The organism is Ottowia thiooxydans (assembly GCF_040548795.1).
GTDB classification, from domain to species: domain Bacteria; phylum Pseudomonadota; class Gammaproteobacteria; order Burkholderiales; family Burkholderiaceae_C; genus Ottowia; species Ottowia thiooxydans_A.
In genome coordinates this window covers 200,507-221,989 of the sequence record NZ_JBEPSH010000007.1, presented here as the reverse complement: position 1 = coordinate 221,989, position 21,483 = coordinate 200,507, and the positions used below count along the sequence as shown (strand labels likewise).

Genomic DNA, 21,483 nt, shown 5'->3' with positions numbered 1-21,483 from the left:
CGACGTAAATATATTAAGGAGACAACGATGAACACCACCAGAAGAAAGTTTGTTGCAGGCTCGTTGGCGGTTGGTGCCCTACCGAGCAGTGTCTTGGCGCAGGATCAATGGCCTAGCCGCCCGTTGCGAATTATTTCAGGCGGCTCTGCGGGCGGGGGCAGCGACATGTTTGTGCGCACTCTGGAGGCACGTCTGAAAGAGCGCTTGGGGCAATCACTCTATATTGACAACAAGCCGGGTGCAGGAGGCATGCTGGCTGCGGGCCTTACTTCTTCCGCGCCACCGGACGGCTATACCTACTATGTAAGCAACGTGGCCACCAATGCAATTGGACTGGCGTTGTATGCCAAGCCGACCTTCGACCCAGTCAAGGATTTGCCGGGGGTTGCGAGAATATCCACATTGACCAACGCAGTGGTGGTGCGCGCGGACTCAGGCATCTCGTCCATCGGAGCCTTGATCGCCTACATGAGGGCCAATCCTGAAAAAGTGTTCTTCGGATCAGCGGGGGTGGGTACCTCTTCCCATTTGGGCGGCCATTTGTTCGTTCAGAAAGTGGGCGTCGACGGCAAGCATGTGCCGTACAAAGGAACAGCTGCGAATGTGACGGCATTGCTTGCCGGAGAGGTGCTTTTCTCCATGGATAACCTCCCTCTCTATGTCCAGCACGTCAAGGCAGGCAAGCTTCGGCTTCTGGCGATGACTCAATCCAAGCGCTCGCCGAGCTTTCCAGATGTGCCGACCATTCAAGAGGCCGCCGGAATCGGCGAGTTCGATATCTTCTCCTGGTATGGGCTTTCCGCGTCCACCGGTACGCCAAAGGCCATTCTGGAGCGAATGGGGGGTGAGGTCGTCTCTGCTCTCAAGGACCCTGGTATCGTAGCGGCGGTACGCGAGTTGGGGGCCGAAGCCGCCCCCTTGGGCCCAGCCGAGTATCAGGCCTTCGTGCAGGCTGAGATCCGCAAGTGGGCGCCTATCGTCAAATCTTCGGGGGCTTCTGTTTCCTGAGGAGATTGTGCGAAACGTCAGCTGTCGCTGACGTTTCAACCCTCATCTTCTTCAGATTGTCCGATTTCCGTCCGGATGACGGTGAGGTTGTGTTTGACTTGGGCCAGCATGTCGGCCAGCAACCTGCGTGAGGGCAAGTCCAGGCCCATCAGCATTCTCTCGCTCAGCTCGTGGCTTTTGACTCGCATCTCGGAAATGAGGTGCGTACCCATGGAAGACAGATACACACGTTTGGCTCTGCGGTCGATCTCATCGGCGCGGCGCTCCACCAGGCCTGAGGCTTCCAGGCGGTCAATGAGCCCGCCCAACGCGGCTTTACCAAGCTCCAGAATATTGGCTAGATCGCTCTGGATCATGCCGTCATGACGGGAAAGGTTGGCCAGTACCCACCATTGAGAGCGCGTGACTCCGAGCGGCTTCACAAAATCGTCGAACACGGTGCGCCTGAGCCGGGACACGTCATGCATCAGGAAGCCGAGGCGTTGATCCCAGTTATCAGAATCGGGGATTCGGGGAGCACTGGTGCTGCGAGATTTTGCGACTTTAGCGTGCGCGCGCTTGGTGACTTTGGCGGATGCCACGGTTGTTTTAGGGATCATGTCATTCATATGCAGCTTGGCCCTTTAGTTTGCTGGGCACAAAAATTACTATCTGCCAGCATACAGTATAAAAATGGATTGGAGTCCAAATAGTCTCTAATAAGGACCTATCTCCAAGTTGCTCGTGTCGCTTCAATATGGTACGCTAGCATAACTAAAAAGCAAGAACCTGACTGGACGGTGTCGCCCGCCACTGACGGTCATCAACAAGGAGATATATGCCGTCCAAGCGTCCACTATTCACACCTGATCACGAAATGTTCCGCGACTCTGTGCGGCGCTTTGTGGAGACGGAGCTCAAACCTCACCACGCACAATGGGAGGAAGATGGTTTGGTGCCGCGCGAGGTTTGGCGCAAGGCCGGTGATGCAGGGCTGCTCTGCTGCAATACCAGCGAAGAGTATGGCGGGACGGGTTCAGACTTTCTCTACAACTGCGTGGTGATCGAGGAGATGGCTCGCGCAGGAGTCACTGGCCCAGGGTTCAACATTCACTCAGACATGGTGGCCACTTATATTGAGCGCTTCGGTAGCGAAGAACTCAAGAAGAAGTGGTTGCCTGGCATGGTGTCCGGTGAGGTGATAGGGTCCCTTGGGATCACGGAGCCAGGTGCGGGGAGCGACGTCAGGGGGATCCGCACCTCTGCACGCCGAGAGGGTGATGAGTACGTGATCAATGGGCAAAAGACCTATATCTCGAACGGGCAGACCAGCGACGTGGTGATGCTCGTTACCAAGTCGGACCCCGCACGGCCGCGGGAGGCGATCAGTCTCTTCCTGGTCGAAACGAACAGGCCTGGATTCAAGCGCGGACGCAACCTCAAGAAGCTCGGGCTGCACGCGCAAGATACCTCGGAGCTGTTCTTCGACGAAGTCCGAGTGCCGGCATCGAACCTGATCGGTGAAGAGCATGTCGGATTCAAGTACCTCACTGCTAACTTGGCCCACGAGCGGCTGGTGCAAGCCGTGCGAAGCTGCGTGGTGGCCGAGGTCACGATCGAGCAGACGGTGGAGTACACATCCAGCCGAAAGGCTTTTGGTCAGACGATTGCCGATTTCCAGAACACTCAATTCAAGCTGGCTGAATTGCATGCGGCCACCGTAGTGGCACGGGCATTCGTGGACAGATGCATCGAGCAGCAATTGAATCACGAGCTGGATCCCGTGACTGCGGCCATTGCGAAGATGCAGTTGTCTGATCTGCATTGCCGCGTGGTCGACGAGTGTCTCCAACTCCACGGTGGCTGGGGGTATATGTGGGAGTTCCCGGTGTGCCGCGCCTATGCGGATGCACGGATCGTCAAGATTGCGGGCGGTGCGATGGAAGTCATGAAGCAGATCATCTCGCGCGACTTGTTCAAGCGCGGACGGTAGAGAGCTGTCTTCGAAGATTCTCTTAGCCCCCATTTCAGGAGAAGTCAGATGAGTGGTCAACGGGTCAACCGGCGAGTGGTTCTCAAGTCCAGGCCAGTCGGCGTTCCACAGGCGGATCATTTCGAAATCGTTGAGAGCCAGATTCCGGAACTGGCGTCGGGTGAATTTCTGGTCAGGAACGACTATCTGTCTGTAGAGCCCGCCATGCGAGGCTGGGTGAATGCCGCCGCGAACTACTCCGATGCAGTAGGCATCGGTGAAGTCATGAGAGCCTTCGCTGCCGGTGAGGTGGTGGCTTCCAGGCATGAGAGCTACGCTGTGGGCGACAAGGTCATGGGTATGCTGGGCTGGCAGGACTACTGCGTGACCAACGGAGATCCGGTCAGAAGAAAAGTGCTGGAAGGCGATCTGCCTCTGACCTTGTCACTTGGCATTCTTGGCATCAATGGCGTCACGGCGTACTTCGCCTTGGGGGAGATCGGGCAGCCACGTGCCGGAGAAACCGTGGTGGTGTCGACCGCAGCCGGGGCAGTAGGTTCCGCAGTGGGGCAACTCGCCAAACTGGCGGGTTGCAGGACCGTTGGAATTGCTGGAGGCGCAGACAAAGTCCGGCTTTGTCTCGATGAGTTCGGCTTTGACGCAGCGGTTGACTATAAAGATCCGAATTTCGCTCAGCGGCTGGCTGAAGCTTGTCCAAGTGGCGTGGATGTCTACTACGACAACACCAGCGGCTCCATCAGTGATGCGGTGCTGCGCCATATCAACAAGTTCGCTCGCATTGTGATCTGCGGCACTGCCTCGGTACAGAGCTGGGATCCGTGGCCGACAGGCCCGCGTCCCGAGCGCCACTTGCTTAACAAGTCTGCCCGCATGCAAGGGTTTCTCGTGTGGGATTACGAGCATCGCTATGAAGAGGCGGTGGGGCAGCTCGCCGCCTGGGTGCGAAGTGGCCAGCTGCGTTATCGCGAAGAAATCGTAGACGGCATGGAGCGCGCGCCGGGCTCGATTGCCGAGCTGTACTCCGGCGCCAACATTGGTAAGCGCCTTATCCGTCTGGAGACGGGCAGGTAGGGTTTCACATTCGTATCGAACAACTTGGGGACAGATCATGAAGTGGTTGGAAGGCAAGGTCGTAGTGGTTACCGGCGCGGGCGCTGGGGTAGGCAAATCCATTGCATTGGAGGCAGCCCGCCAGGGGGCCAAGGTCGTGGTCAACGATCTTGGCGTCAACATCGATGGCAGTGGCGGGGGCGCTGGACCGGCGCAGCAGACCGTTCAGGAGATTGAGGCGGAGGGCGGCATTGCGTGCGCCAATACAGACAGCGTGGCCGAATGGAAATCTGCGCAAGCCATCATTTCTCAGGCGCTGGATGTCTATGGTCAGATTGACGCGGTGGTGAACAACGCCGGAAACCTGCGCGACATCATGTTCCACAAGATGCCGGAAGAAGATTTCGATGCCGTGATCCGCGTGCATCTGAAGGGCAGCTTCAATATGTCTCGTGCAGCGGCTCCACATTTCAAGGGGCAGGAAAGTGGTGCTTATGTCCACATGACATCCACCTCGGCACTCATTGGCAACAATGCCCAAGCCAACTACATGTCTGCCAAGATGGGTGTCGTAGGCCTGTCAAAAGCGATTGCGCTGGACATGGAGCGCTTCAAAGTGCGCTCCAACTGCATTGCGCCATTCGCCTTCACGCGCATGGTCAATACCATCCCCACCGATACGCCCGAGGGACAGGAGCGCATGCGGGTGAATTCCCGCATGGAAGCTGCCAAGATTGCACCGTTCACCTGCGCTCTGTTGGCTGATGCAGCGCAAGACGTCACAGGTCAGATCTTTGGGGTTCGCAACAACGAAATCTACTTGTTCTCGCAGCCTCGGCCCATTCGCACCGCTCACGCGGGTGACGCGGGCTGGACGGTTGACAGCTGCCTGGAGCGCGCCCTGCCCATGATGCGTGCGTCATTTTTTCCGCTTGATCGCTCGCGCGACGTGTTCAGCTGGGATCCGGTATGAACCTGCAAAAAGTCCTTGCGCATCAGTTCAAGCCGATCGAACACGTACTGCAGCCGCGCGATTGCATGCTCTACGCTGCGGGCATTGGCTTGGGAGCCAGGCCGGAGCATCCCGGTGATCTGCAGTTCCTCTACGAGAAGGCACTGAAGGTGTTTCCTTCCTTCGTCAATGTCATCGCCCATCCGGGTGGTTGGGTTCAGGCGCCTGAGTTGGAGATCGACTGGGTAAAGCTGCTGCACGGGGAGCAGGCCTTCGAAATGCATAGGCCCCTGGAGGCTGGCAAGACATATGTCGGTACCTTCAAGGTCACGGATGTGGTGGACAAGGGCGAGGGCAAAGGCGCCTTGATACTTATGCAAAAGACCTTGCATGAAGTGGGCAATGACGACCCCGTCGGGACGGTGACTTCAACCTATTTCCTGCGTGGAGACGGCGGATGCGGCGGCACCACGAGCGCGGCGCCAACGCCTCACGCCGTACCCGAACGCGCTCCTGATGGCACCTGCGTACTGGAGACTTTGCCTCAAGCCGCCCTGATCTATCGACTCTCGGGCGATTACAACCCCATTCATGCCGATCCAGTCATCGCGCGCAAGGCCGGATTCGAACGGCCCATCTTGCACGGGCTGTGCAGTCTGGGCGTTGCCACGCGGGCCATTGTGCAGGCCGTCTGCGGCGATGACTCCGACAAGCTCAAGTCGTTTCGCCTGCGCTTCTCGTCGCCTGTCTATCCCGGCGAGACCATTGCAACCGAGTATTGGTTAGACGGACCCGTGGTCAGCTTTCGTGCGCGCGCCGTGGAGCGCGACGTGGTGGTGCTGAACAACGGGCGCGCTGAAATTTTGGAGTGAACTAGATGAATTTCGATTTGACAGATGACCAGCAAGCCATCCGCTCTGCTGTGCAGGAGGTCTGTGCCCCATTCGATGATGAGTATTGGCTGAAGAAAGACCGCGAAGGCGGTTTTCCTGAGGACTTTTATGGCGCCATGGCGGGTGCCGGTTGGCTGGGCATTGCCATGCCGCAGGAATACGGCGGCGCCGGATTGGGAATTGCTGAAGCCGCGCACATGATGGAGACCGTGTCCGCCACAGGCGCCGGGCTTTCTGGGGCTTCAGCCATTCATATGAATGTGTTCGGCCTGCATCCCGTGGTGGTGCATGGAAGCGATGAGCAGAAACGCCGTTGGCTGCCTCCCATCATCAACGGTACCAACAAGGCCTGCTTTGGCGTGACCGAACCGAATACCGGATTGAACACGCTCAAGCTCAAGACCATGGCGGTGCGCAAGGGCGACCGCTATGTGGTGAATGGGCAGAAAGTATGGATCTCCACGGCTCAAGTTGCTCACAAGATCTTGTTGCTGGCAAGAACGACACCGATCGAGGAAGTGAGTTCGCCTTCCAAGGGCTTGAGTCTGTTCTATACCGACTTGGATAGAAGCAAGATTGAAGTGCGCGAGATCGAGAAGCACGGACGCAAGGCGGTGGATTCGAATCAGCTGTTCATTGACGGCCTGGAAATCCCCAGGGAAGACCGTATCGGCGAAGAGGGCAGGGGATTCGAATACATCTTGCACGGCCTCAACCCGGAGCGTGTGCTCCTTGCTTCGGAAGCGACTGGCCTGGGACGTGTGGCTCTTCAGAGAGCGGCCACCTATGCGGGTGAGCGAATCGTGTTTGACCGGCCCATCGGTAAGAACCAGGGGATTCAGCACCCGCTTGCAGACCGCTGGGTAGACCTCGAAGCCGGCACCTTGCTCTATCAGCGCGCGGCCTGGCTCTATGACCAAGGCCGATCCTGCGGAGCGGAAGCCAATGCCGCGAAGTACTTTTGCGCCGAAGCGGGCTTTAGAGCCTGCGAGACCGCAGTGCTGACGCATGGAGGGTTTGGCTATGCCAAGGAATACCACGTGGAGCGCTATATGCGCGAAGCCATGCTCACGCGCATCGCACCGATTTCACCTCAGTTGATTTTGTCTTTCATCGCCGAGAAAGTGCTGAATCTGCCGAAATCGTACTGAGCAGCAGCTGTCTGCCGCGATAGGGCTGCTCACAGCTGAGTTCAGGGGAGTGCTATTGGGGAAACTGCCATTGACGATATGGTATTGCGTACTTACTATATGGTAGATAACTAATATCGATAGGAGACATGAATGAACCGTCGTACTCTCTTGCTTCTAGCCATGGCGCTCGGCGCCGCAGCACCCGCCTATGCTCAGGCAACCTACCCCAGCAAACCCATCAAACTGATCGTTCCTGCCAGCGCGGGCGGTCCTAGTGATGTGGTGGCCCGGTTGGTGGCAGAAGGCCTGACGCGGGCCTTGGGCCAGCCCGTGGTGGTTGAAAACAAGGCGGGTGCAGCGCAAACGCTGGGAACCGCTCAGGTCGCCAAGGCAGAACCAGACGGCTACTCACTGCTGTTTACCACCAGCACGCCTATCGTGATGGCGCCGTTCACGCGCAAGAACCTGCCGTATGACGTTCGCAAGGATTTGATCGCCGTGTCGCATGTGGGGGTGACCCCCCTTGTGCTTTACGCCAACTCGGCGGTGCCTGTGAAGTCAGTCAAGGAACTGCTGGACGCCGCCAAGGCCAAGCCGGGCGAGCTGAGTTATGGCTCCTACGGCAACGGCTCCAGCGCCCACCTGTTGGGTGAATATCTCAGCAAGCAGGTAGGCATCAAGCTCATTCATGTGCCTTACGCAGGCGTGTCTCCTCAGATCACCGCCTTGGTAGGCGGACAGATCCAGTTCGCCATCGCAGACATCGGTGTACCAGCCCCCTTTGTCAAAGATGGCAAGTTGCGCCCACTGGCCGTCACAGGCAGCAAGCGTTCCGCTTCATTGCCAGATGTGCCGACGTTTGCTGAACAGGGCATTGCGGGCATGGAACCGTTCTCGCCATGGTGGGGACTGTTCGCGCCCGGTGGAACACCCAAAGCCATCGTGGACAGGCTCTCTGCTGAAACCGTCAAGATCGTGAAGTCGCCAGAGTTCGCGGCCAGATTCGCCGTGTTTGGCGCCGATGCGACCGGCATGGATACTGCATCGTCCACTGCTGCACTGAACGATGAGTTGGCGCGCTGGACCAAGATTTTTGCGGCGCTGCCGGGGTTGAGTCTTGAGTGAGTAGGAGGCTCGTGGGAGCGTCCTTTTAAACGTCTTTTGAGTCGCGTAGCGCTACGGGCGTGACCGGCGCTGAAAACCAAGTCCGCACTGTCTGTGTTCGGGAGGGCCGAGCGAAGCAATGGCCCGAGTGGGTATCCCACCCCTTTGGCCGTGCCGAGGAGCGCAGGGCCAGGGGCCGGCCATCCGGGGGCGGGCAAGAGCACTGCAAGATGCTCTTGCTTCGTGATCTAGCTTGCGGCAGCTGTTTGAACGTAGAGAGTTCTGCCGCACCGCCCCTGGACCGAGCACCGGAGGTTGCCCGTAGCGCAGCGGAGGGACACGGACTTGGGGCCGCCTTTTTGGGCCTACTGTTTTTGGCGGAGCAAAAAGAGTAGGTGCGCCGCCGGGCGCACATCCCGGCCTCCGACCTCAAGAGAAGAGCGGGAGGTAATTAGCAACCGCAGCGATCAATCAACCGCTGCTTGCCCTCACCGGTTGACCGGCCCCGCGCCACCCTCTCCCAGAGGGAGAGGGAGTTACAGACCCTCGCGCCGCAACTGTGCGGCCGCTCCCGCTCAGAGGGAGTAAGAGAAGACGCACCTTCTACCGGCCAACCTCCAAATTCATTCCCCATTCACCTGAATCAAAACCCTCCCAAACGACCTCCGCCCCTCCACCGCCTCAAACGCAGAAACAAAGTCAGCCAACTCAAAGCAGTCAGACGAAGTGGGTTTGATCTGACCCCGCAAAGCCAGCCCAAAGAGAGTCTCCATCATGATCCGTAGCGCAGGCGCATGGAGCTTGCGCTCATCGACGGGAGACCAGCCCAGATAAGTTCCGAAGTTAAAGCCAATGACATCGATGTTCTTCACCAGCAAGATATTGGCTGGAATTTGCGGAATGGTGCCGCTCGCAAAGCCGATGACGAGAATGCGCCCCATGGTTGCGGTGCAGCTAAGCGTCTCTGAAAAAAGATCACCGCCCACGGGGTCAAACACAAGATCCGCGCCTCGCCCAGAAGTGAGCGCCTTCACGCGTCGGCTCAACCCCGGTTCCGTGTGTAGCAAGAGTTCATCAGCGCCGTGCGCCTGCGCCAGGCGTAATCGTTCCTGACTGCTTCCCACGGCAATGACGCGGGCGCCCGCCAGCTTTCCCAACTCGACAGTGGGCAGGCCCACACCGCCTGCAGCGCCGAGAACCAAAAGCGTTTGTCCAGCAGCCAGATGGCCGCGCCAGTGGAGCGCTGCATACGCCGTACCATAGGTCAGTGGAATGATGGCAGCTTCCTTGAGCGAGAGGCCGTCGGGGACATGCCACACGGTCTCCGCGGTAGCGATGGCTTGTTCGCCATAGCCGCCCCAGTCCAGACTGGCGGCCACGCGGTCACCCGCTTGGAAGCCCGTGACGTCAGAGGCGACCTCCAGGATGAAACCCGATATCTCTGTTCCCGGAACAAAGGGCAGTGGGGGCTTGCGTTGATACGTTCCTGCGACGACCAATAGTTGGCCGAAACTCACCGTGGAATAGGCCACTGCAATGCGGACGCAACCTGGGGCCAGAGCCGGCTCCGGGGTATCGCCATACACCAGACCGCGATACCCGTTCCACCCTTCACATAGCAGCGCCTTCATGCGTGGTCTCCTGTTTTTATAGCAGTGAAAAAAGTACTGTACCATATGGTATTGAGGATTCATAATGTCCTCTATGGCATATCAAAAGGGCCCCCTCGCCGGGCTGAAAGTCATCGAAATGGCCGGTATCGGCCCAGCTCCTTTTGCAGTGACCTTGCTCGCAGACGCGGGCATGGAGGTCATTCGCATCGAGCGAAGTTCGGGCTCAACGTCTCCTGTAGGTGCGGTCAACCCCGCTCAGGACCCCATGCTGCGGGGACGGCGTTGCATTGCGCTGGATTTGAAGAGTCCGCAGGGCACGGAGGTGGTGCTCAGATTGCTGGACCAAGCTGATGCTTTGGTAGAAGGCTTTCGACCGGGCGTGATGGAGCGGCTGGGCTTGGGGCCGGAACCGTGTCTGGCTCGCAAACCAAGCCTGGTCTATGGCCGCATGACCGGCTGGGGGCAGACGGGCCCGCTGTCGCAGGAGGCGGGTCATGACATCAACTACATCGCGTTGTCGGGAGCGCTGCACGCTATAGGCCTGCCCGACAGACCCATCTTGCCGCTGAATCTGGTGGGAGATTTTGGGGGAGGCGGCACCCTGCTCGCCTTTGGGGTGACCAGTGCGTTGGTCTCTGCCATGCGCACTGGCAGTGGTCAGGTGGTGGATGCGGCCATGAGCGATGGCGCTGCGCTATTGATGGCACCGTTTTATGCCAAGCTGGCAGCCGGCACTTGGCGAGACGAACGCGGCGCCAATGTATTGGACGGCGCTGCGCCTCACTACGGGGTCTACCCGTGTGCGGACGGCAAGTTTGTCGCAGTCGGACCGCTGGAGCCACAGTTTTACGCCAGCTTTCTTGCGAGGTTGGAATTGGCCGACGATCCCATGTTTGCACGGCGTGCGGAGCCAGCGCTGTGGCCGACTCTTCGCGAACGCCTGGAACAGGTATTTCTCTCCCGGCCACGAGATGAGTGGTGCAACTTGTTTGAAGGCAGTGACGCCTGCGTGGCGCCCGTGCTTTCAATGTCTGAGGCGCCTTCACATCCGCACAATCAGGCGCGGGAGACTTTCATGGACGCAGGTGGCGCATGGGTGCCGGGACCTGTTCCGCGTTTTGGGTCGGCGGAGCGCCGCATGCCTTCTGCACCGCTGCGTGATTCAGGCACCACAGATGAATTACTTCATCTTGCAGGTTACTCCAGCACCGAGATCGGTCGCCTGCGCGCGGACGGCATTGTGCATTCCTGAAATGAGGATGATCAAGCATGACATTTGACTTGCGCCGTTGGGCGCTTGAAGACCCTGACCGCCTTGCCGTACGAGTGGGCAATGTGGACACCACCTATGGTGAGCTTGAAGCGGTGGCTAACCGCGTGGCCCATGTGCTGCGCGCGCACGGCGTAGAGCGCGGTGATCACGTGGCGGCGTTGATGGGCAACACTGCTCATGTGTTCGCGGTGGTGTGGGGAGCTTACCGAGCGGGGGCCTATATCACGCCTGTGCCTTCCACGGCCTCGCTGGAAGACGCTGCCTACATCGTGCGTGACTGTGGGGCCAAAGTGGTCATCGCGGATGCCAGCTTGGGCGAGGGTCTAGAAGGCTTGCCTTCACTGGCTGGCGACGGCAGCACCTGGCTGGCGCTGGGGGGAGACATTCCCGGATTTCTATCGTTGAGCCTGGTGCTGGAGAGCCTGCCGGCCACCCCGATTGCAGACGAATCTTCCGGCTCGCTCATGATGTATACGTCCGGCACGACAGGGCGGCCCAAGGGTGTGTGGCGCGCGTTGTCGCCCGTCGTGACGGCATGTCCACCGTTTGCGCAGGACTTGATCGCCATGTTTGAGGTGTCAGAGAACTCCCGCTACCTGTCAACAGCGCCGCTCTACCATGCGGCGCCGCTCAGGTTTGGCCTGGCGTTTCTCGCCGCGGGGGGCTCTGTTTTCGTGATGCCGAAATTCGAAGCTCGCCTGGCGCTTGAGCTTCTGGAGAAAGAAAAGATCACGCACTCTCAATGGGTTCCAACCATGTTTCGGCGTTTGCTTGACCTGGATGCCAGCGAGAGAGCGCGGTTCAAGACGCCGCACCATAGACTTGCTCTGCATTCTGCGGCGCCCTGTCCGGTGCCAGTGAAGCACGCCATGATTGAATGGTGGGGTCCTGTATTTGAAGAGTACTACTCAGGCAGCGAAGGCGTGGGTTTGACGGCCATCACCTCAGCCGAATGGCTGGAGCGGCCAGGCTCGGTCGGGCGGGTTAGAAAGGGGCAGTTGCACATTCTGGGGGAAGACGAGCAAGAGCTGCTCGCAGGAGAAATCGGTCGTGTATTTTTCTCCGGTATTGCACCCTTTGCCTACTACGGCGCCCCAGAGAAGACAGCTCTGCGCACCAGTCATCAGGGATGGCAAACGTTTGGAGACCTGGGCTATGCGGATGCACAGGGCTATTTGTTTCTGACCGATCGCCTGGACGACATGATCATCTCCGGAGGGGTGAATATTTATCCGCAGGAGCTGGAGGCTGCGCTGCTTGAAATGCCGGATATCGCGGAGGTGGCGGTGGTTGGCGCGCCGGACCACGAATATGGTGAGCGACCTGTGGCGTTTGTGGTGCCCCGCACGTCGGGCATGGACCCCATCGCTTTGACGGAAGCCATTGGCAGTTTTGCGCTTCAACGACTGGGCCGAATCAAGCGCCCCAGGGACATTCGCATCATGGATGCGCTGCCGTACAGTCCGCAGGGGAAATTGCTTCGACGTGAGCTGCGGCGTCAGCTGGCCGATTGAAATTTCGGCGGTTTAATTCCCTCTCCCCCGAGCGGGACAGGCGACAAGACCCTCGCGCTAGCGACTAACTATTCGAGGGCCGAGCGAAGCAATGGCCCGAGTAGGCGTCCCACCCCTCTGGCCGTGCCGAGCAGCGCAGGGCGTGGGGTGGGCAGTGGCACTGCAAGATGCCACTGCTTCGTGATCTAGCTTGTCGCAGTTGTTTGACCGAAGTGAGCGAAGTGAACGCAGGGAGTTTCTGCGACACCACCCCTCGTACGAGCAGCGCAGGTTGCCCGTAGCGCAGCGAAGGGTCACGGACAGTGGGGCCGCCTTTCTTTTGCCTACTTTTCTTTGGCGGAGCAAAGAAGAAGTAGGTGCGCTGCCGGGCGCACTCCCCGGCCTCCGACCTCTGTGCAAGCGCAGAAGGCAATTAGTAACATTAGCGATCATCAACCGCCGTGTGCCCTCACCGGTTGGCCGGCCCCGCCCCGCCCTCTCCCGCACGCAGGAGAGTGAGTAAGAAAGGGTCACTCAGCAGACTTTGACCGTGCTCCTAGACCTCACCCAAATAAAGCGTTCGGCATTCGGGATCACATTTCAATGCCGCCCCCGTCCTCTCCTGCAACTGCGCCAGGCTCAATCCCTCCACCATGGCACGAACCCAAAGCCCGTCAGTTTCAACATCAATGATCGCCAAGTCGGTATAAATGCGATCCACAACGCCCGCGCCAGTGAGCGGCAACGTGCAGCTCTCAACTACTTTGGGGCGCCCATCGCGAGTCTGGTGCTCCATCATGACAAAGGCGCGCTTGGCACCTATCGCCAGATCCATCGCACCGCCCACGCCGGGTATGGCATCCGGAGCCCCCGTATGCCAGTTGGCCAAGTCACCGCTGGCAGATACTTCCAGCCCACCCAGTACGCTCAGATCCAGGTGCCCGCCGCGCATCATGGTGAACGACAAGACGCTGTCAGAGATGGAAGAGCCTGTCAGCAGGCTGATGGGCTGCTTGCCTGCGTTGATGAGGTCAGGGTCGGCGGCCTGGGAAGGATCCAGAGGGCCCATCCCCAGGATGCCATTCTCACTGTGCAGGATGATCTCGCGGTCCTTGGGAAGGTGCTTGGCAACCAGAACCGGTAAGCCGATCCCGAGGTTCACGAAAGCGCCGTCGGGAATATCGTTGGCCACGAGTTTGGCGATGGCTTCACGACCAAGGCGAGGCAGTTGGGTGTTGTCAGCTGGCATGGCAGACCACTTTCTGAACAAAGATCGCGGGCGTCATGACCTGCTCGGGCGGGATCGAACCCAGGGGCACGATTTCCCGAACCTGCGCTATGGCGTGCCGCGCTGCGGTGCACATGACCGGTGCAAAGTTTCGGCCAGCCAAGCGGTAGGTGAGATTGCCCCAGCGATCTCCAAGGTCTGCTTTGACCAAAGCGTAGTCAGCGCGTATGGGTTGCTCCAGCACATAGCCTATGCCGTCGATCACGCGGCTTTCTTTTCCTTCTGCCAACAGTGTGCCGTAGCCCGTAGGCGAAAAGAAGGGGCCAAGGCCTGCTCCGGCCGCCCGCATGCGCTCGACCATGGTGCCTTGCGGAATACATTCCAACTCGACTTTCCCGGCTCTGTACAGCTGCTCAAAAGCAGCGGCGAGTGGTTGGCTTTTGTCCGCCGACTTGGGGTAGGAGCAGATCAGTTTGCGTACTCGCCCAGCGCCGATCAAGGCATTGAGGCCCTCGGTGCCACTGCCGGCGTTGTTGCTGACGACCACAAGGTCCTTGGCGCCCTGTTCCAGCAGCGCTTCAAGCAAGGCAATCGGGGCGCCCGAACCACCGAAGCCGCCGACAAGCACGGTGGCACCATCCGGAATTTCTCTGACGGCTTCGGCCAGGGTGTGAACGGTTTTATCGAGCATGCTGGCGTTTCAGGCTTTAAGGATTTGCAATTTATCGAAACCCTGGTTGGTATCTCAGATGTCCATCCAGGTGTCCCGGTCTATGCCGGCGTTCTTGCGCGCTTCGCCCACGATGCGGGTGATCTCTGGCCCTAGAGTTTCAGGGTTCTTGCTGGCCTCAGTAAGCGGTCCATGCTGCCAGCTTTCGGCCACCGAATAGCCGAAGCCCCAAGCTTCGAATACGCGGCCACTGACAGCGCTTGACTGGCTGCTGGCCAGCCAGGTGACCAGTGCGGCAATCCATTCGGGGTCTCTGCGCTCGAGCTGTTCGGGGGTCCATTGGCCCAGGCCTTCTGTCATGCGCGTGGTGGCGCGCGGCGCAATGGCGTTGACGGTGACACCATACCGTTGCAGCTCTCGCGCTGCCACCAGGGAGAAGGACGCAATGCCTGCTTTGGCTGCGGCATAGTTGGCCTGTCCTATATTGCAAAACAGTCCGGAGTGCGAACTGGTGTTGATGACGCGTGCATCCACCTTCTTGCCGTCTTTGGTCTGCTGGCGCCAGTAGTTGGCGGCGTGGTGTGTGGGTGCGAACGTTCCCTTGAGGTGCACGGTGGTGACGGAATCCCACTCCTGCTCGGTCATGTTGATGAGCATGCGGTCGCGCAGGATGCCGGCGTTGTTGACCAGGATGTCCAAGCCACCAAAGTGGCTGACCGCGGTATCGATCAACGACTTGGCGCCTTCCCAGTTTGCGACGTTGGAGGCATCGGCCACGGCTTCACCGCCAGCTGCGCGAATTTCTGCGACCACTGCTTCCGCAGGTGTGGTGTCCTGGCCAATGCCATCTGCGCTGGATCCCAGGTCATTGACCACGACCTTGGCACCGTGTTTGGCGAGCATCAACGCATGGGCTTTCCCCAGCCCTCGGCCCGCGCCCGTCACGATGGCAATTCGGCCTTCGCAAAGTTTCATGTTGGCTCCTTGTTTATTCAATGTAGGGAATCAGGCATGCAGGCCGAGAATCGAAATGGCTGCAATGCCTTGGAAAGGAACGCCCCCAAGGTTGTGCGTCAACCCCAACGAAGGCGAAGAAAGTTGTCGTTCACCGGCGCGCCCGAGCAGCTGGGTGTAAACCTCATAAGCCATTCGCAGGCCGGAAGCTGCAATGGGGTGGCCAAAGCATTTGAGGCCTCCGTCCACCTGGCAGGGGACTCCACCGCCCGTGCGGTCGTAGAAGCCATCCAGAATGTCATCCACCGCCTGACCTTCGGGCGAAATAAAGAGGTCTTCCATCGTGACCAATTCGGTGACCGAGAAACAGTCATGGACCTCGATCAGATCCAGTTGGCTGCGCGGATCGTTTATTCCAGCTTCGGCATAGGCCTTTTGGGCGGCCAGCCGTGTGGTGCGCACGCTGGCGCCATCCCATTGGTCGGTTGAGGATTCCACCCCTGAGCCGATGGCCAGCTGGATGGCTTTGATGGACACGATATCTTTCTTACCCAGAGCACGCGCTATTTCTGGGGTAGTCACAATGGCTGCGGCGGCCCCGTCGCTGACGCCGCAGCAATCAAACAAGCCGAGCGGTTCAGCAATCATGGGCGCGTTCAGAATCTGCTCCATGGTGACTCTCTTGCGCAGGTGGGCCTTGGGACTCAGTGCACCGTTCTCGTGGCTTTTCCACGATACATGGGCAAGCGCCTGCTTGAGGCGCTCAGGTGTGATGCCGTGCTTGTTGCGGTACCCGGCGGCCAGTTGCGCAAATCCGGCAGGGGCCGATCCCAGGTTGAGCCAAAGGTCGTTCAACGTGCCTTTGAAGGGGGAGGGCAGGCCTCCGTAACCAGTGTCCTTGAGCTTTTCCGCACCGATGGCCAGAGCAATATCTACCGCGCCGGACGCCACCGCATAAGCTGCACTGCGAAGTGCTTCGGTGCCCGTGGCGCACATGTTTTCCACGCGGCTGACGGGAATACCGTCCAGGCGCAGCGCCATGGAGGCGGGAATGGCCGAGTTGCCGACGTTGACCGAGTCCATGCAGGAGCCAAACCACGCGGCTTCAATCTGGCGGCGCTCGATCCCCGCGTCGGCCATGGCCTCCGTGAAGGCCTCTGCCAGCAGGTCTGCGGTGCCGGCGTCCCAGCGCTCGCCGAAGCGTGAGCATCCCATGCCAAGAATGGCAACCTTGTCCTTGATCCCTGTAGCCATGATGATTTTCCAGTGAGTGCTCGCCGAATGCCCGGCATCAGAAGGTGTGAATGAATCCGGCGTGCTCGAAAGGGCCGTCAAAAATCGCCCGGTCAAGGCGAAAAGCGCAGGCGTAGCTCGTGCTACGTCGAGCATTTTTTACGCGGAGCGGGTGGTTTTTGGCGGTCAAGGCGGGCATGTGGGATTCGTTCTCACCTTCTCAGGCCGGTGTGGCTTTCCAGAAGTAACGCGGATAGTTGCGCAGCCTGTCGATGTCCTTGATGCGAAACACCATGTTCAATGGAGTGCCTACCTCAAGGCCAGCAGGTCCAACATCCACGATTTCCATCATCAGCCGCGCTGCGTTGTCGAACTGCACAAACCCCACGTACAAGGGAGGGGCAGGGTGGTAGGAGAGCCAGTCGGCGGTGAAGGTCATCACGCTCGCCTTGGCGTCGGCTAATGCCACCTGATCAAACTGAGTGGAAGGCGCATTGCAGGCGGGGTTGACGCAAAACGGCAACTGGGGAAACTGGATGGTGCTGCAAGCGCGGCACTTACCGGCCTGGAAGTGCGAGATTTGCTCGTTGGAGCGGTACTGTTCGGTGAGCGCGGTCTTGACTGGCCGCTCGGCGCGCATGCCCCAATCGAGATCAATTGCACCGTCGTTGGCTAGAAGGCGCAGGTAGGCGTCGGTCTCCAGCTTATCTGCCAAGGCTGCGCTGACGCCTCGGCGGGGCTTGGCCTCGGCGATGGCATCTGTGACGCGCAGAACCAGCGCGTCACAACCCTGGCCGAAGCCCACCAGCAGAATGTGTTCTCCAGGCTGTGCGCGTTCCAGCACATGAGCCAGCATGAGCAGCCCATGAGCGGCACCGGTGAATCCGCACTGGGCTGTCAGCGCATCTGCTTCTGCCTGGGCGGGTATGCCTGCGCTGCGAGCCACCGCTGTGGCAACTCCCTTGAAGCTCGAAGCCAGGATGAAGTGGTGAACGTCCTTGGCTGCCACACCCGCATCTGAAAGCGCTGACGCAATCACAGGCGGCACCAGCTTCAAGTAGCCTTCATCGCGAATCCAGCGCTCTTCCCAGAAGTAGTCGTAGGGAGAGTCCGCTGCCCGGAAGTGGTCCACGAACAGCGCGCTTTGGCTGGCGCTCCCGAGCAACTGCGCCACCACGTTATCGCTGCCCAGGGTGAACGCGGCGGCACCTGCACCATTGTTCATTTCCTGGGCGCTGGCAGGTTTGCCACGTGGCTTATCGCTGGCCACGACCAAGGCAGGTCCGGAGGACGTGTCCGACAGGGCCGAGAGCAGAGCGCTGGTGCCCGCGCGCTGGGAATGTCCTACATCCAGCGTTCGGATGCTGTCGGGAAGTCCCAGCGCATTGCCAACGATCGTCGCATTCTGAAGGTCGGCGAAGGTGTGCGTAGTGGACGCAAACACCAGCCGCGCAATGCGGTTGCGCGCTTGTTCGTTCAGTGCGTCACGGGCGGCTTCAACACCCATCGTGATGCTGTCTTCGTCCCACCCGCAAAAGGCGCGATGTCCCTTGGCGAGCCCCTTCAGTGCTGGAGCCATCCATTGATGGGCCGCTGCGATGGCGTTGCGATCCAGTCTCCAGCGAGGTATGTAGCCACCGAAGGCTGTGATGCCATAGGCCTTGATCGTAGACACGGTCAGAGATCTTTCATGTCATATTTATAGTATGCAACCATATCACAATTGTGATGAATGAAACTCCATATAGGGTAAGTACCAGGAGCTCTTGCCATGGCGGGGAATTTCATGGAATATGTTATGCATGTAAACGATATGAGATAGGTTGGATATGGCTGGTTTGTATTTCGAGCAGTTTGAGGTCGGGCATGTCTGGGTTCACGACATACGAAGGACGGTGACTGAAACAGACAATGTGATGTTCAGTTGCATGACGCACAACCCGGCTGCGATCCATATCGATGCCGAATACGCCAAGACCACGGAATTCGGCAAACCCCTGATGAACAGCGCATTTACGTTGGGGCTGATGGTCGGGATATCGGTGGGTGACACGACCCTGGGCACCACCGTAGGCAATCTGGGCTGGGATGAAGTCAGGTTTCCAAATCCCGTTTTCGCTGGTGACACGCTCCGGGTGCAGACCAAGGTCCTGGAAAAGCGAGAAAGCCGTTCGCGCCCGGACAATGGCATCGTGGTGCTTGAGCACACGGCGTTCAACCAGCACGACAAGCTGGTGGCCTCTTGCAAGCGCAGCGCGCTGATGTACAGGCTTGCCAAGGTGCAGGCATGACGGGCGCTTTGAATACACCTCTCAGGTCGCTTTTATTTGTTCCCGGTGACAGCGAACGCAAGCTGGAAAAGGGTATCGAGTCGAAAGCGGACGCCTTGATTCTGGACCTGGAAGATGCGGTCGCGCCTTCTCGCACGGCTGTGGCGCGCGGTATGGTGCTTGAGTATCTGAAGTCCAGGCCAGAACGCTCCCGCCAGAAACTCTGGGTCAGGATCAATCCGCTGACAACACCTGCTGCCATGCTGGATCTGGCGGCGGTCGTGGCGGGTGCGCCGGACGGCATCTTGCTTCCCAAGGTCAATGGACCGTTGGATATCGTCCACCTCGGTCATTGCCTTGACGCACTGGAGGTGCGTGAGGGCTTGGCCTCTGGCCTCATCCGCATCATGCCCGTGGCTACTGAAACGCCTCAGTCTCTTTTTGCCCTGGGAGGCTACGCGGGCTGCAGCGATCGACTGCATGGCTTGACCTGGGGGGCGGAAGATATTGCCGCTGCGTTGGGCGCCAGCGCCAATCGTCGTCCGACGGGTGAATACGATACGGTGTATGCCATGGCCAAGGCGCTTTGCCTGTCGGGCGCTGCTGCGGCCAATGTCCAGCCAGTAGACACCATCTGGGCGGACTACCGTGACAACGAGGGCCTGCTGGCGGAAGCCAAGCTTTCTCGTCAGTCGGGCTACACCGGGAAAATTGCCATTCACCCGGGCCAAGTCAATGTCATCAACGAAGCCTTCACGCCAGGGCCGCAGGAAGTTGCCTGGTCGCGCAGGGTCGTTGAAGTTTTTGAAGCCAACCCTGGCTTAGGCACGGTGGGCCTGGAGGGCAAGATGCTCGATATGCCCCACCTCAAGCAAGCGCGCAGAGTGTTGGAGTTGGTGGATAGGGTGGGAGCCAAGTAATGCCGGCACTGCACGATTGGGCTCTTACGCAACCTGACAAGGTAGCCGTGCATATGGCCGACGGAAGCGGCTCGCTGACTTACCGTGAATTGGATGAACGCGCCAACCGGGCAGCGCAATGGCTTCTTTCACTGGGCCTTCAATCCGGTGCCACCGTGGGCTTGCTGCTGGAGAATCACCTGCGCACTTTCGAGATATGGTGGGGTGCGCGCCGCGCGGGGCTTTACTACGTTCCGCTCAGTACTCACCTGAAAGGCGAGGAGATCGCCTACATCTTGCGCGACTGCCAGGCCAGCGCTTTGCTGGCCAGTACCGCTACCGCGAGTTTGGCGGCGGAAGCCGTACAGGCTTTCAGTCCGGGTGAGTTGCCCCACAGGTATCTGCTCGACGGGGAGGTGCCGGGTTTGGCGTCTTATCTGAACGCTTTGGAGGCGTTTCCAAGCCCGGGCGTGCTGCCGGAGCGTGCCATGGGCCGGGAGTTCATGTATTCCTCTGGGACGACCGGATTTCCCAAAGGTATTCGCCGGGCATTGGCGCCCTTTGAGAGGCGCCGTGACCTTCCGCTGCTGGAGCAGCGCCTGCGCGCCATTTTCCGTTTCGATGAAGAAACGGTCTATCTGTCGACCTCGCCGCTTTATCACGCACTGGGGCGATTCAATATCCGCACCATTGAATGCGGCGGCACCTGCGTCATCATGGGCAAGTTCGATGCCCTGTCGGCCCTGGACGCGATTGAACGCTACCGTGTGACTCATTCGCACTGGGTGCCCACCATGCTGGTGAGAATGCTGGCGCTGCCATCCGAGGTGCGACAGGCCCGGGACGTTTCCAGCATGCGCTGTGCCATTCATGCCACGGCCCCTTGCCCGGTACACGTCAAGCGGGCCATGATCGAATGGTGGGGCCCGGTCATTGAGGAGTACTACGGAGGTTCAGAGAACGTCGGGGTGACGCATATCAATGCCAGTCAGTGGCTGGCTCACCCTGGGTCCGTTGGACGCCCCATCTGCGGAACGGTGCACATCGTGTCGGAGGACAACCCTGAGGTGGAAATCCCGGCGGGTGAGATTGGCATGGTCTACTTTGACGGTGGTGTGGCATTCGAGTACCACAACGACCAGGGAAAGACGCGCCAAGCTTTCAATGGGCGGGGGTGGGGAACCTACGGCGATCTGGGCAGCCTGGATGCGGCCGGATTCCTGTACCTTAGTGACAGACGTACGGACCTGATCATCTCAGGCGGCGTCAATATCTACCCTCGCGAGATTGAGAACGTGCTGGATACCCACCCGTCAGTGGCGGAATCCGCAGTCATCGGCGTGCCTAACGAGGAGTATGGCCAGGAGGTCAAGGCGGTTGTGCAACTCAAAGAGGGAGTGCCTCCAACTCCGGAGTTGGCGGAAGAATTGATGACGCGGTGCCTTGGAAAGCTCTCTCGCCTCAAGTGCCCGCGCTCGGTGGATTTCACGCAGGAACTACCCCGTAATGAAAACGGCAAGTTGCTTAAACGCGTGCTACGCGAGGCCTATCTAGACCAAGTACGCGCTCCGGTTTGAGTGGATGTTGGCGGAGAAGATGTGAACGAATGCGTCGTGCTCGCCGTCTGACCGATTCAAGAGGGGCCTCGCTTAGACGTAGCATTCCATCCGGGTTTAACCGATTCAGCCGCGGTGACGTGGCGGATCGCGGTTGCGCTATTTACCCCGGATGCTTTGCA

The 21,483-nt window shown here is 59.3% G+C and carries 19 protein-coding genes; 12 read left to right on the top strand and 7 right to left on the bottom strand.

All coding sequences use genetic code 11. The annotated features are described in order from the left end of the window. Positions 1-27 precede the first annotated feature (27 nt). The gene (locus tag ABIE13_RS18120; RefSeq protein WP_354445988.1) at positions 28-1,008 is read left to right on the top strand and encodes a Bug family tripartite tricarboxylate transporter substrate binding protein; all 981 of its coding nucleotides are present in this window, start codon (positions 28-30) and stop codon (positions 1,006-1,008) included. A gap of 35 nt (positions 1,009-1,043) precedes the next feature. Here ABIE13_RS18120 and ABIE13_RS18115 read toward each other — a convergent pair whose 3' ends face one another. Further along, a complete protein-coding gene (locus ABIE13_RS18115; RefSeq protein WP_354445986.1) occupies positions 1,044-1,616 on the bottom strand; it encodes a MarR family winged helix-turn-helix transcriptional regulator in 573 nt (190 codons plus the stop codon). A gap of 209 nt (positions 1,617-1,825) precedes the next feature. Here ABIE13_RS18115 and ABIE13_RS18110 point away from each other — a divergent pair, with 209 nt between their 5' ends. The 6 genes from ABIE13_RS18110 (at position 1,826) to ABIE13_RS18085 (ending at position 8,133) form a co-directional block, all read left to right on the top strand. Continuing rightward, positions 1,826-2,980 carry an acyl-CoA dehydrogenase family protein gene (locus tag ABIE13_RS18110; protein ID WP_354445984.1) on the top strand — a complete coding sequence of 385 codons (1,155 nt, stop codon included), beginning with the start codon at positions 1,826-1,828 and terminating at the stop codon, positions 2,978-2,980. Between the two features lie 48 nt (positions 2,981-3,028). Continuing rightward, positions 3,029-4,051: an NADP-dependent oxidoreductase gene (locus tag ABIE13_RS18105; RefSeq protein ID WP_354445982.1), complete on the top strand. Its 1,023-nt coding sequence runs from the start codon at positions 3,029-3,031 to the stop codon at positions 4,049-4,051. Positions 4,052-4,088: 37 nt separating this feature from the next. Next, entirely contained in the window at positions 4,089-5,003 is a 915-nt protein-coding gene (locus ABIE13_RS18100) for an SDR family NAD(P)-dependent oxidoreductase (protein WP_436278439.1), read from the top strand. Continuing rightward, positions 5,000-5,854, top strand: coding sequence for a MaoC/PaaZ C-terminal domain-containing protein (locus tag ABIE13_RS18095; protein ID WP_354445981.1), 855 nt, complete (start codon positions 5,000-5,002; stop codon positions 5,852-5,854). Before ABIE13_RS18100 ends, ABIE13_RS18095 begins: the two co-directional genes overlap by 4 nt. A gap of 5 nt (positions 5,855-5,859) precedes the next feature. Continuing rightward, positions 5,860-7,026 carry an acyl-CoA dehydrogenase family protein gene (locus ABIE13_RS18090; protein WP_354445979.1) on the top strand — a complete coding sequence of 389 codons (1,167 nt, stop codon included), beginning with the start codon at positions 5,860-5,862 and terminating at the stop codon, positions 7,024-7,026. A 132-nt stretch (positions 7,027-7,158) separates the two neighbouring features. Beyond that, positions 7,159-8,133: a Bug family tripartite tricarboxylate transporter substrate binding protein gene (locus ABIE13_RS18085; RefSeq protein ID WP_354445977.1), complete on the top strand. Its 975-nt coding sequence runs from the start codon at positions 7,159-7,161 to the stop codon at positions 8,131-8,133. Positions 8,134-8,735: 602 nt separating this feature from the next. Here the strand turns inward: ABIE13_RS18085 and ABIE13_RS18080 are convergent. Continuing rightward, the gene (locus ABIE13_RS18080; protein ID WP_354445975.1) at positions 8,736-9,743 is read right to left on the bottom strand and encodes an NADPH:quinone oxidoreductase family protein; all 1,008 of its coding nucleotides are present in this window, start codon (positions 9,741-9,743) and stop codon (positions 8,736-8,738) included. A gap of 73 nt (positions 9,744-9,816) precedes the next feature. Here ABIE13_RS18080 and ABIE13_RS18075 point away from each other — a divergent pair, with 73 nt between their 5' ends. Together ABIE13_RS18075 and ABIE13_RS18070 are read left to right on the top strand one after the other, a co-directional pair. Next, positions 9,817-10,977, top strand: a complete 1,161-nt coding sequence (locus ABIE13_RS18075) for a CaiB/BaiF CoA transferase family protein (RefSeq protein ID WP_354445974.1) — start codon at positions 9,817-9,819, stop codon at positions 10,975-10,977. 17 nt (positions 10,978-10,994) lie between these two features. Further along, complete coding sequence (locus tag ABIE13_RS18070; protein ID WP_354445972.1) at positions 10,995-12,512, top strand: AMP-binding protein; 1,518 nt, start codon at positions 10,995-10,997, stop codon at positions 12,510-12,512. Between the two features lie 535 nt (positions 12,513-13,047). Here the strand turns inward: ABIE13_RS18070 and ABIE13_RS18065 are convergent. From ABIE13_RS18065 to ABIE13_RS18045, 5 genes are all read right to left on the bottom strand, one after another. Further along, positions 13,048-13,740 (bottom strand): 3-oxoacid CoA-transferase subunit B, encoded by a 693-nt coding sequence (locus ABIE13_RS18065; protein WP_354445970.1) that lies wholly within the window; start codon positions 13,738-13,740, stop codon positions 13,048-13,050. Then, complete coding sequence (locus tag ABIE13_RS18060; protein ID WP_354445968.1) at positions 13,730-14,410, bottom strand: 3-oxoacid CoA-transferase subunit A; 681 nt, start codon at positions 14,408-14,410, stop codon at positions 13,730-13,732. Before ABIE13_RS18060 ends, ABIE13_RS18065 begins: the two co-directional genes overlap by 11 nt. Positions 14,411-14,464: 54 nt before the next feature. After that, complete coding sequence (locus ABIE13_RS18055; RefSeq protein ID WP_354445966.1) at positions 14,465-15,364, bottom strand: SDR family oxidoreductase; 900 nt, start codon at positions 15,362-15,364, stop codon at positions 14,465-14,467. Between the two features lie 30 nt (positions 15,365-15,394). Continuing rightward, on the bottom strand, positions 15,395-16,597 hold the full coding sequence (locus tag ABIE13_RS18050; protein ID WP_354445964.1) for an acetyl-CoA acetyltransferase: 1,203 nt from the start codon (positions 16,595-16,597) through the stop codon (positions 15,395-15,397). A 199-nt stretch (positions 16,598-16,796) separates the two neighbouring features. Next, complete coding sequence (locus ABIE13_RS18045; RefSeq protein ID WP_354445962.1) at positions 16,797-18,251, bottom strand: hydroxymethylglutaryl-CoA synthase family protein; 1,455 nt, start codon at positions 18,249-18,251, stop codon at positions 16,797-16,799. Positions 18,252-18,405: 154 nt separating this feature from the next. Here ABIE13_RS18045 and ABIE13_RS18040 point away from each other — a divergent pair, with 154 nt between their 5' ends. The 3 genes from ABIE13_RS18040 to ABIE13_RS18030 are packed head-to-tail and all read left to right on the top strand — an operon-like array spanning position 18,406 to position 21,322. Beyond that, on the top strand, positions 18,406-18,867 hold the full coding sequence (locus tag ABIE13_RS18040; RefSeq protein ID WP_354445960.1) for a MaoC family dehydratase: 462 nt from the start codon (positions 18,406-18,408) through the stop codon (positions 18,865-18,867). After that, complete coding sequence (locus tag ABIE13_RS18035) at positions 18,864-19,766, top strand: HpcH/HpaI aldolase/citrate lyase family protein (RefSeq protein WP_354445958.1); 903 nt, start codon at positions 18,864-18,866, stop codon at positions 19,764-19,766. The genes ABIE13_RS18040 and ABIE13_RS18035 overlap by 4 nt, the downstream gene beginning before the upstream one ends. Continuing rightward, positions 19,766-21,322 carry an AMP-binding protein gene (locus ABIE13_RS18030; RefSeq protein WP_354445956.1) on the top strand — a complete coding sequence of 519 codons (1,557 nt, stop codon included), beginning with the start codon at positions 19,766-19,768 and terminating at the stop codon, positions 21,320-21,322. Before ABIE13_RS18035 ends, ABIE13_RS18030 begins: the two co-directional genes overlap by 1 nt. The last annotated feature ends 161 nt before the right edge of the window (positions 21,323-21,483 follow it).

Bases quoted from the DNA above. Each gene is read 5' to 3' on its own strand.
- ABIE13_RS18120 (WP_354445988.1), top strand. From the start codon at position 28: ATGAACACCACCAGAAGAAAGTTTGTTGCAGGCTCGTTGGCGGTTGGT.
- ABIE13_RS18115 (WP_354445986.1), bottom strand. From the start codon at position 1,616: ATGAATGACATGATCCCTAAAACAACCGTGGCATCCGCCAAAGTCACC.
- ABIE13_RS18110 (WP_354445984.1), top strand. From the start codon at position 1,826: ATGCCGTCCAAGCGTCCACTATTCACACCTGATCACGAAATGTTCCGC.
- ABIE13_RS18105 (WP_354445982.1), top strand. From the start codon at position 3,029: ATGAGTGGTCAACGGGTCAACCGGCGAGTGGTTCTCAAGTCCAGGCCA.
- ABIE13_RS18100 (WP_436278439.1), top strand. From the start codon at position 4,089: ATGAAGTGGTTGGAAGGCAAGGTCGTAGTGGTTACCGGCGCGGGCGCT.
- ABIE13_RS18095 (WP_354445981.1), top strand. From the start codon at position 5,000: ATGAACCTGCAAAAAGTCCTTGCGCATCAGTTCAAGCCGATCGAACAC.
- ABIE13_RS18090 (WP_354445979.1), top strand. From the start codon at position 5,860: ATGAATTTCGATTTGACAGATGACCAGCAAGCCATCCGCTCTGCTGTG.
- ABIE13_RS18085 (WP_354445977.1), top strand. From the start codon at position 7,159: ATGAACCGTCGTACTCTCTTGCTTCTAGCCATGGCGCTCGGCGCCGCA.
- ABIE13_RS18080 (WP_354445975.1), bottom strand. From the start codon at position 9,743: ATGAAGGCGCTGCTATGTGAAGGGTGGAACGGGTATCGCGGTCTGGTG.
- ABIE13_RS18075 (WP_354445974.1), top strand. From the start codon at position 9,817: ATGGCATATCAAAAGGGCCCCCTCGCCGGGCTGAAAGTCATCGAAATG.
- ABIE13_RS18070 (WP_354445972.1), top strand. From the start codon at position 10,995: ATGACATTTGACTTGCGCCGTTGGGCGCTTGAAGACCCTGACCGCCTT.
- ABIE13_RS18065 (WP_354445970.1), bottom strand. From the start codon at position 13,740: ATGCCAGCTGACAACACCCAACTGCCTCGCCTTGGTCGTGAAGCCATC.
- ABIE13_RS18060 (WP_354445968.1), bottom strand. From the start codon at position 14,410: ATGCTCGATAAAACCGTTCACACCCTGGCCGAAGCCGTCAGAGAAATT.
- ABIE13_RS18055 (WP_354445966.1), bottom strand. From the start codon at position 15,364: ATGAAACTTTGCGAAGGCCGAATTGCCATCGTGACGGGCGCGGGCCGA.
- ABIE13_RS18050 (WP_354445964.1), bottom strand. From the start codon at position 16,597: ATGGCTACAGGGATCAAGGACAAGGTTGCCATTCTTGGCATGGGATGC.
- ABIE13_RS18040 (WP_354445960.1), top strand. From the start codon at position 18,406: ATGGCTGGTTTGTATTTCGAGCAGTTTGAGGTCGGGCATGTCTGGGTT.
- ABIE13_RS18035 (WP_354445958.1), top strand. From the start codon at position 18,864: ATGACGGGCGCTTTGAATACACCTCTCAGGTCGCTTTTATTTGTTCCC.
- ABIE13_RS18030 (WP_354445956.1), top strand. From the start codon at position 19,766: ATGCCGGCACTGCACGATTGGGCTCTTACGCAACCTGACAAGGTAGCC.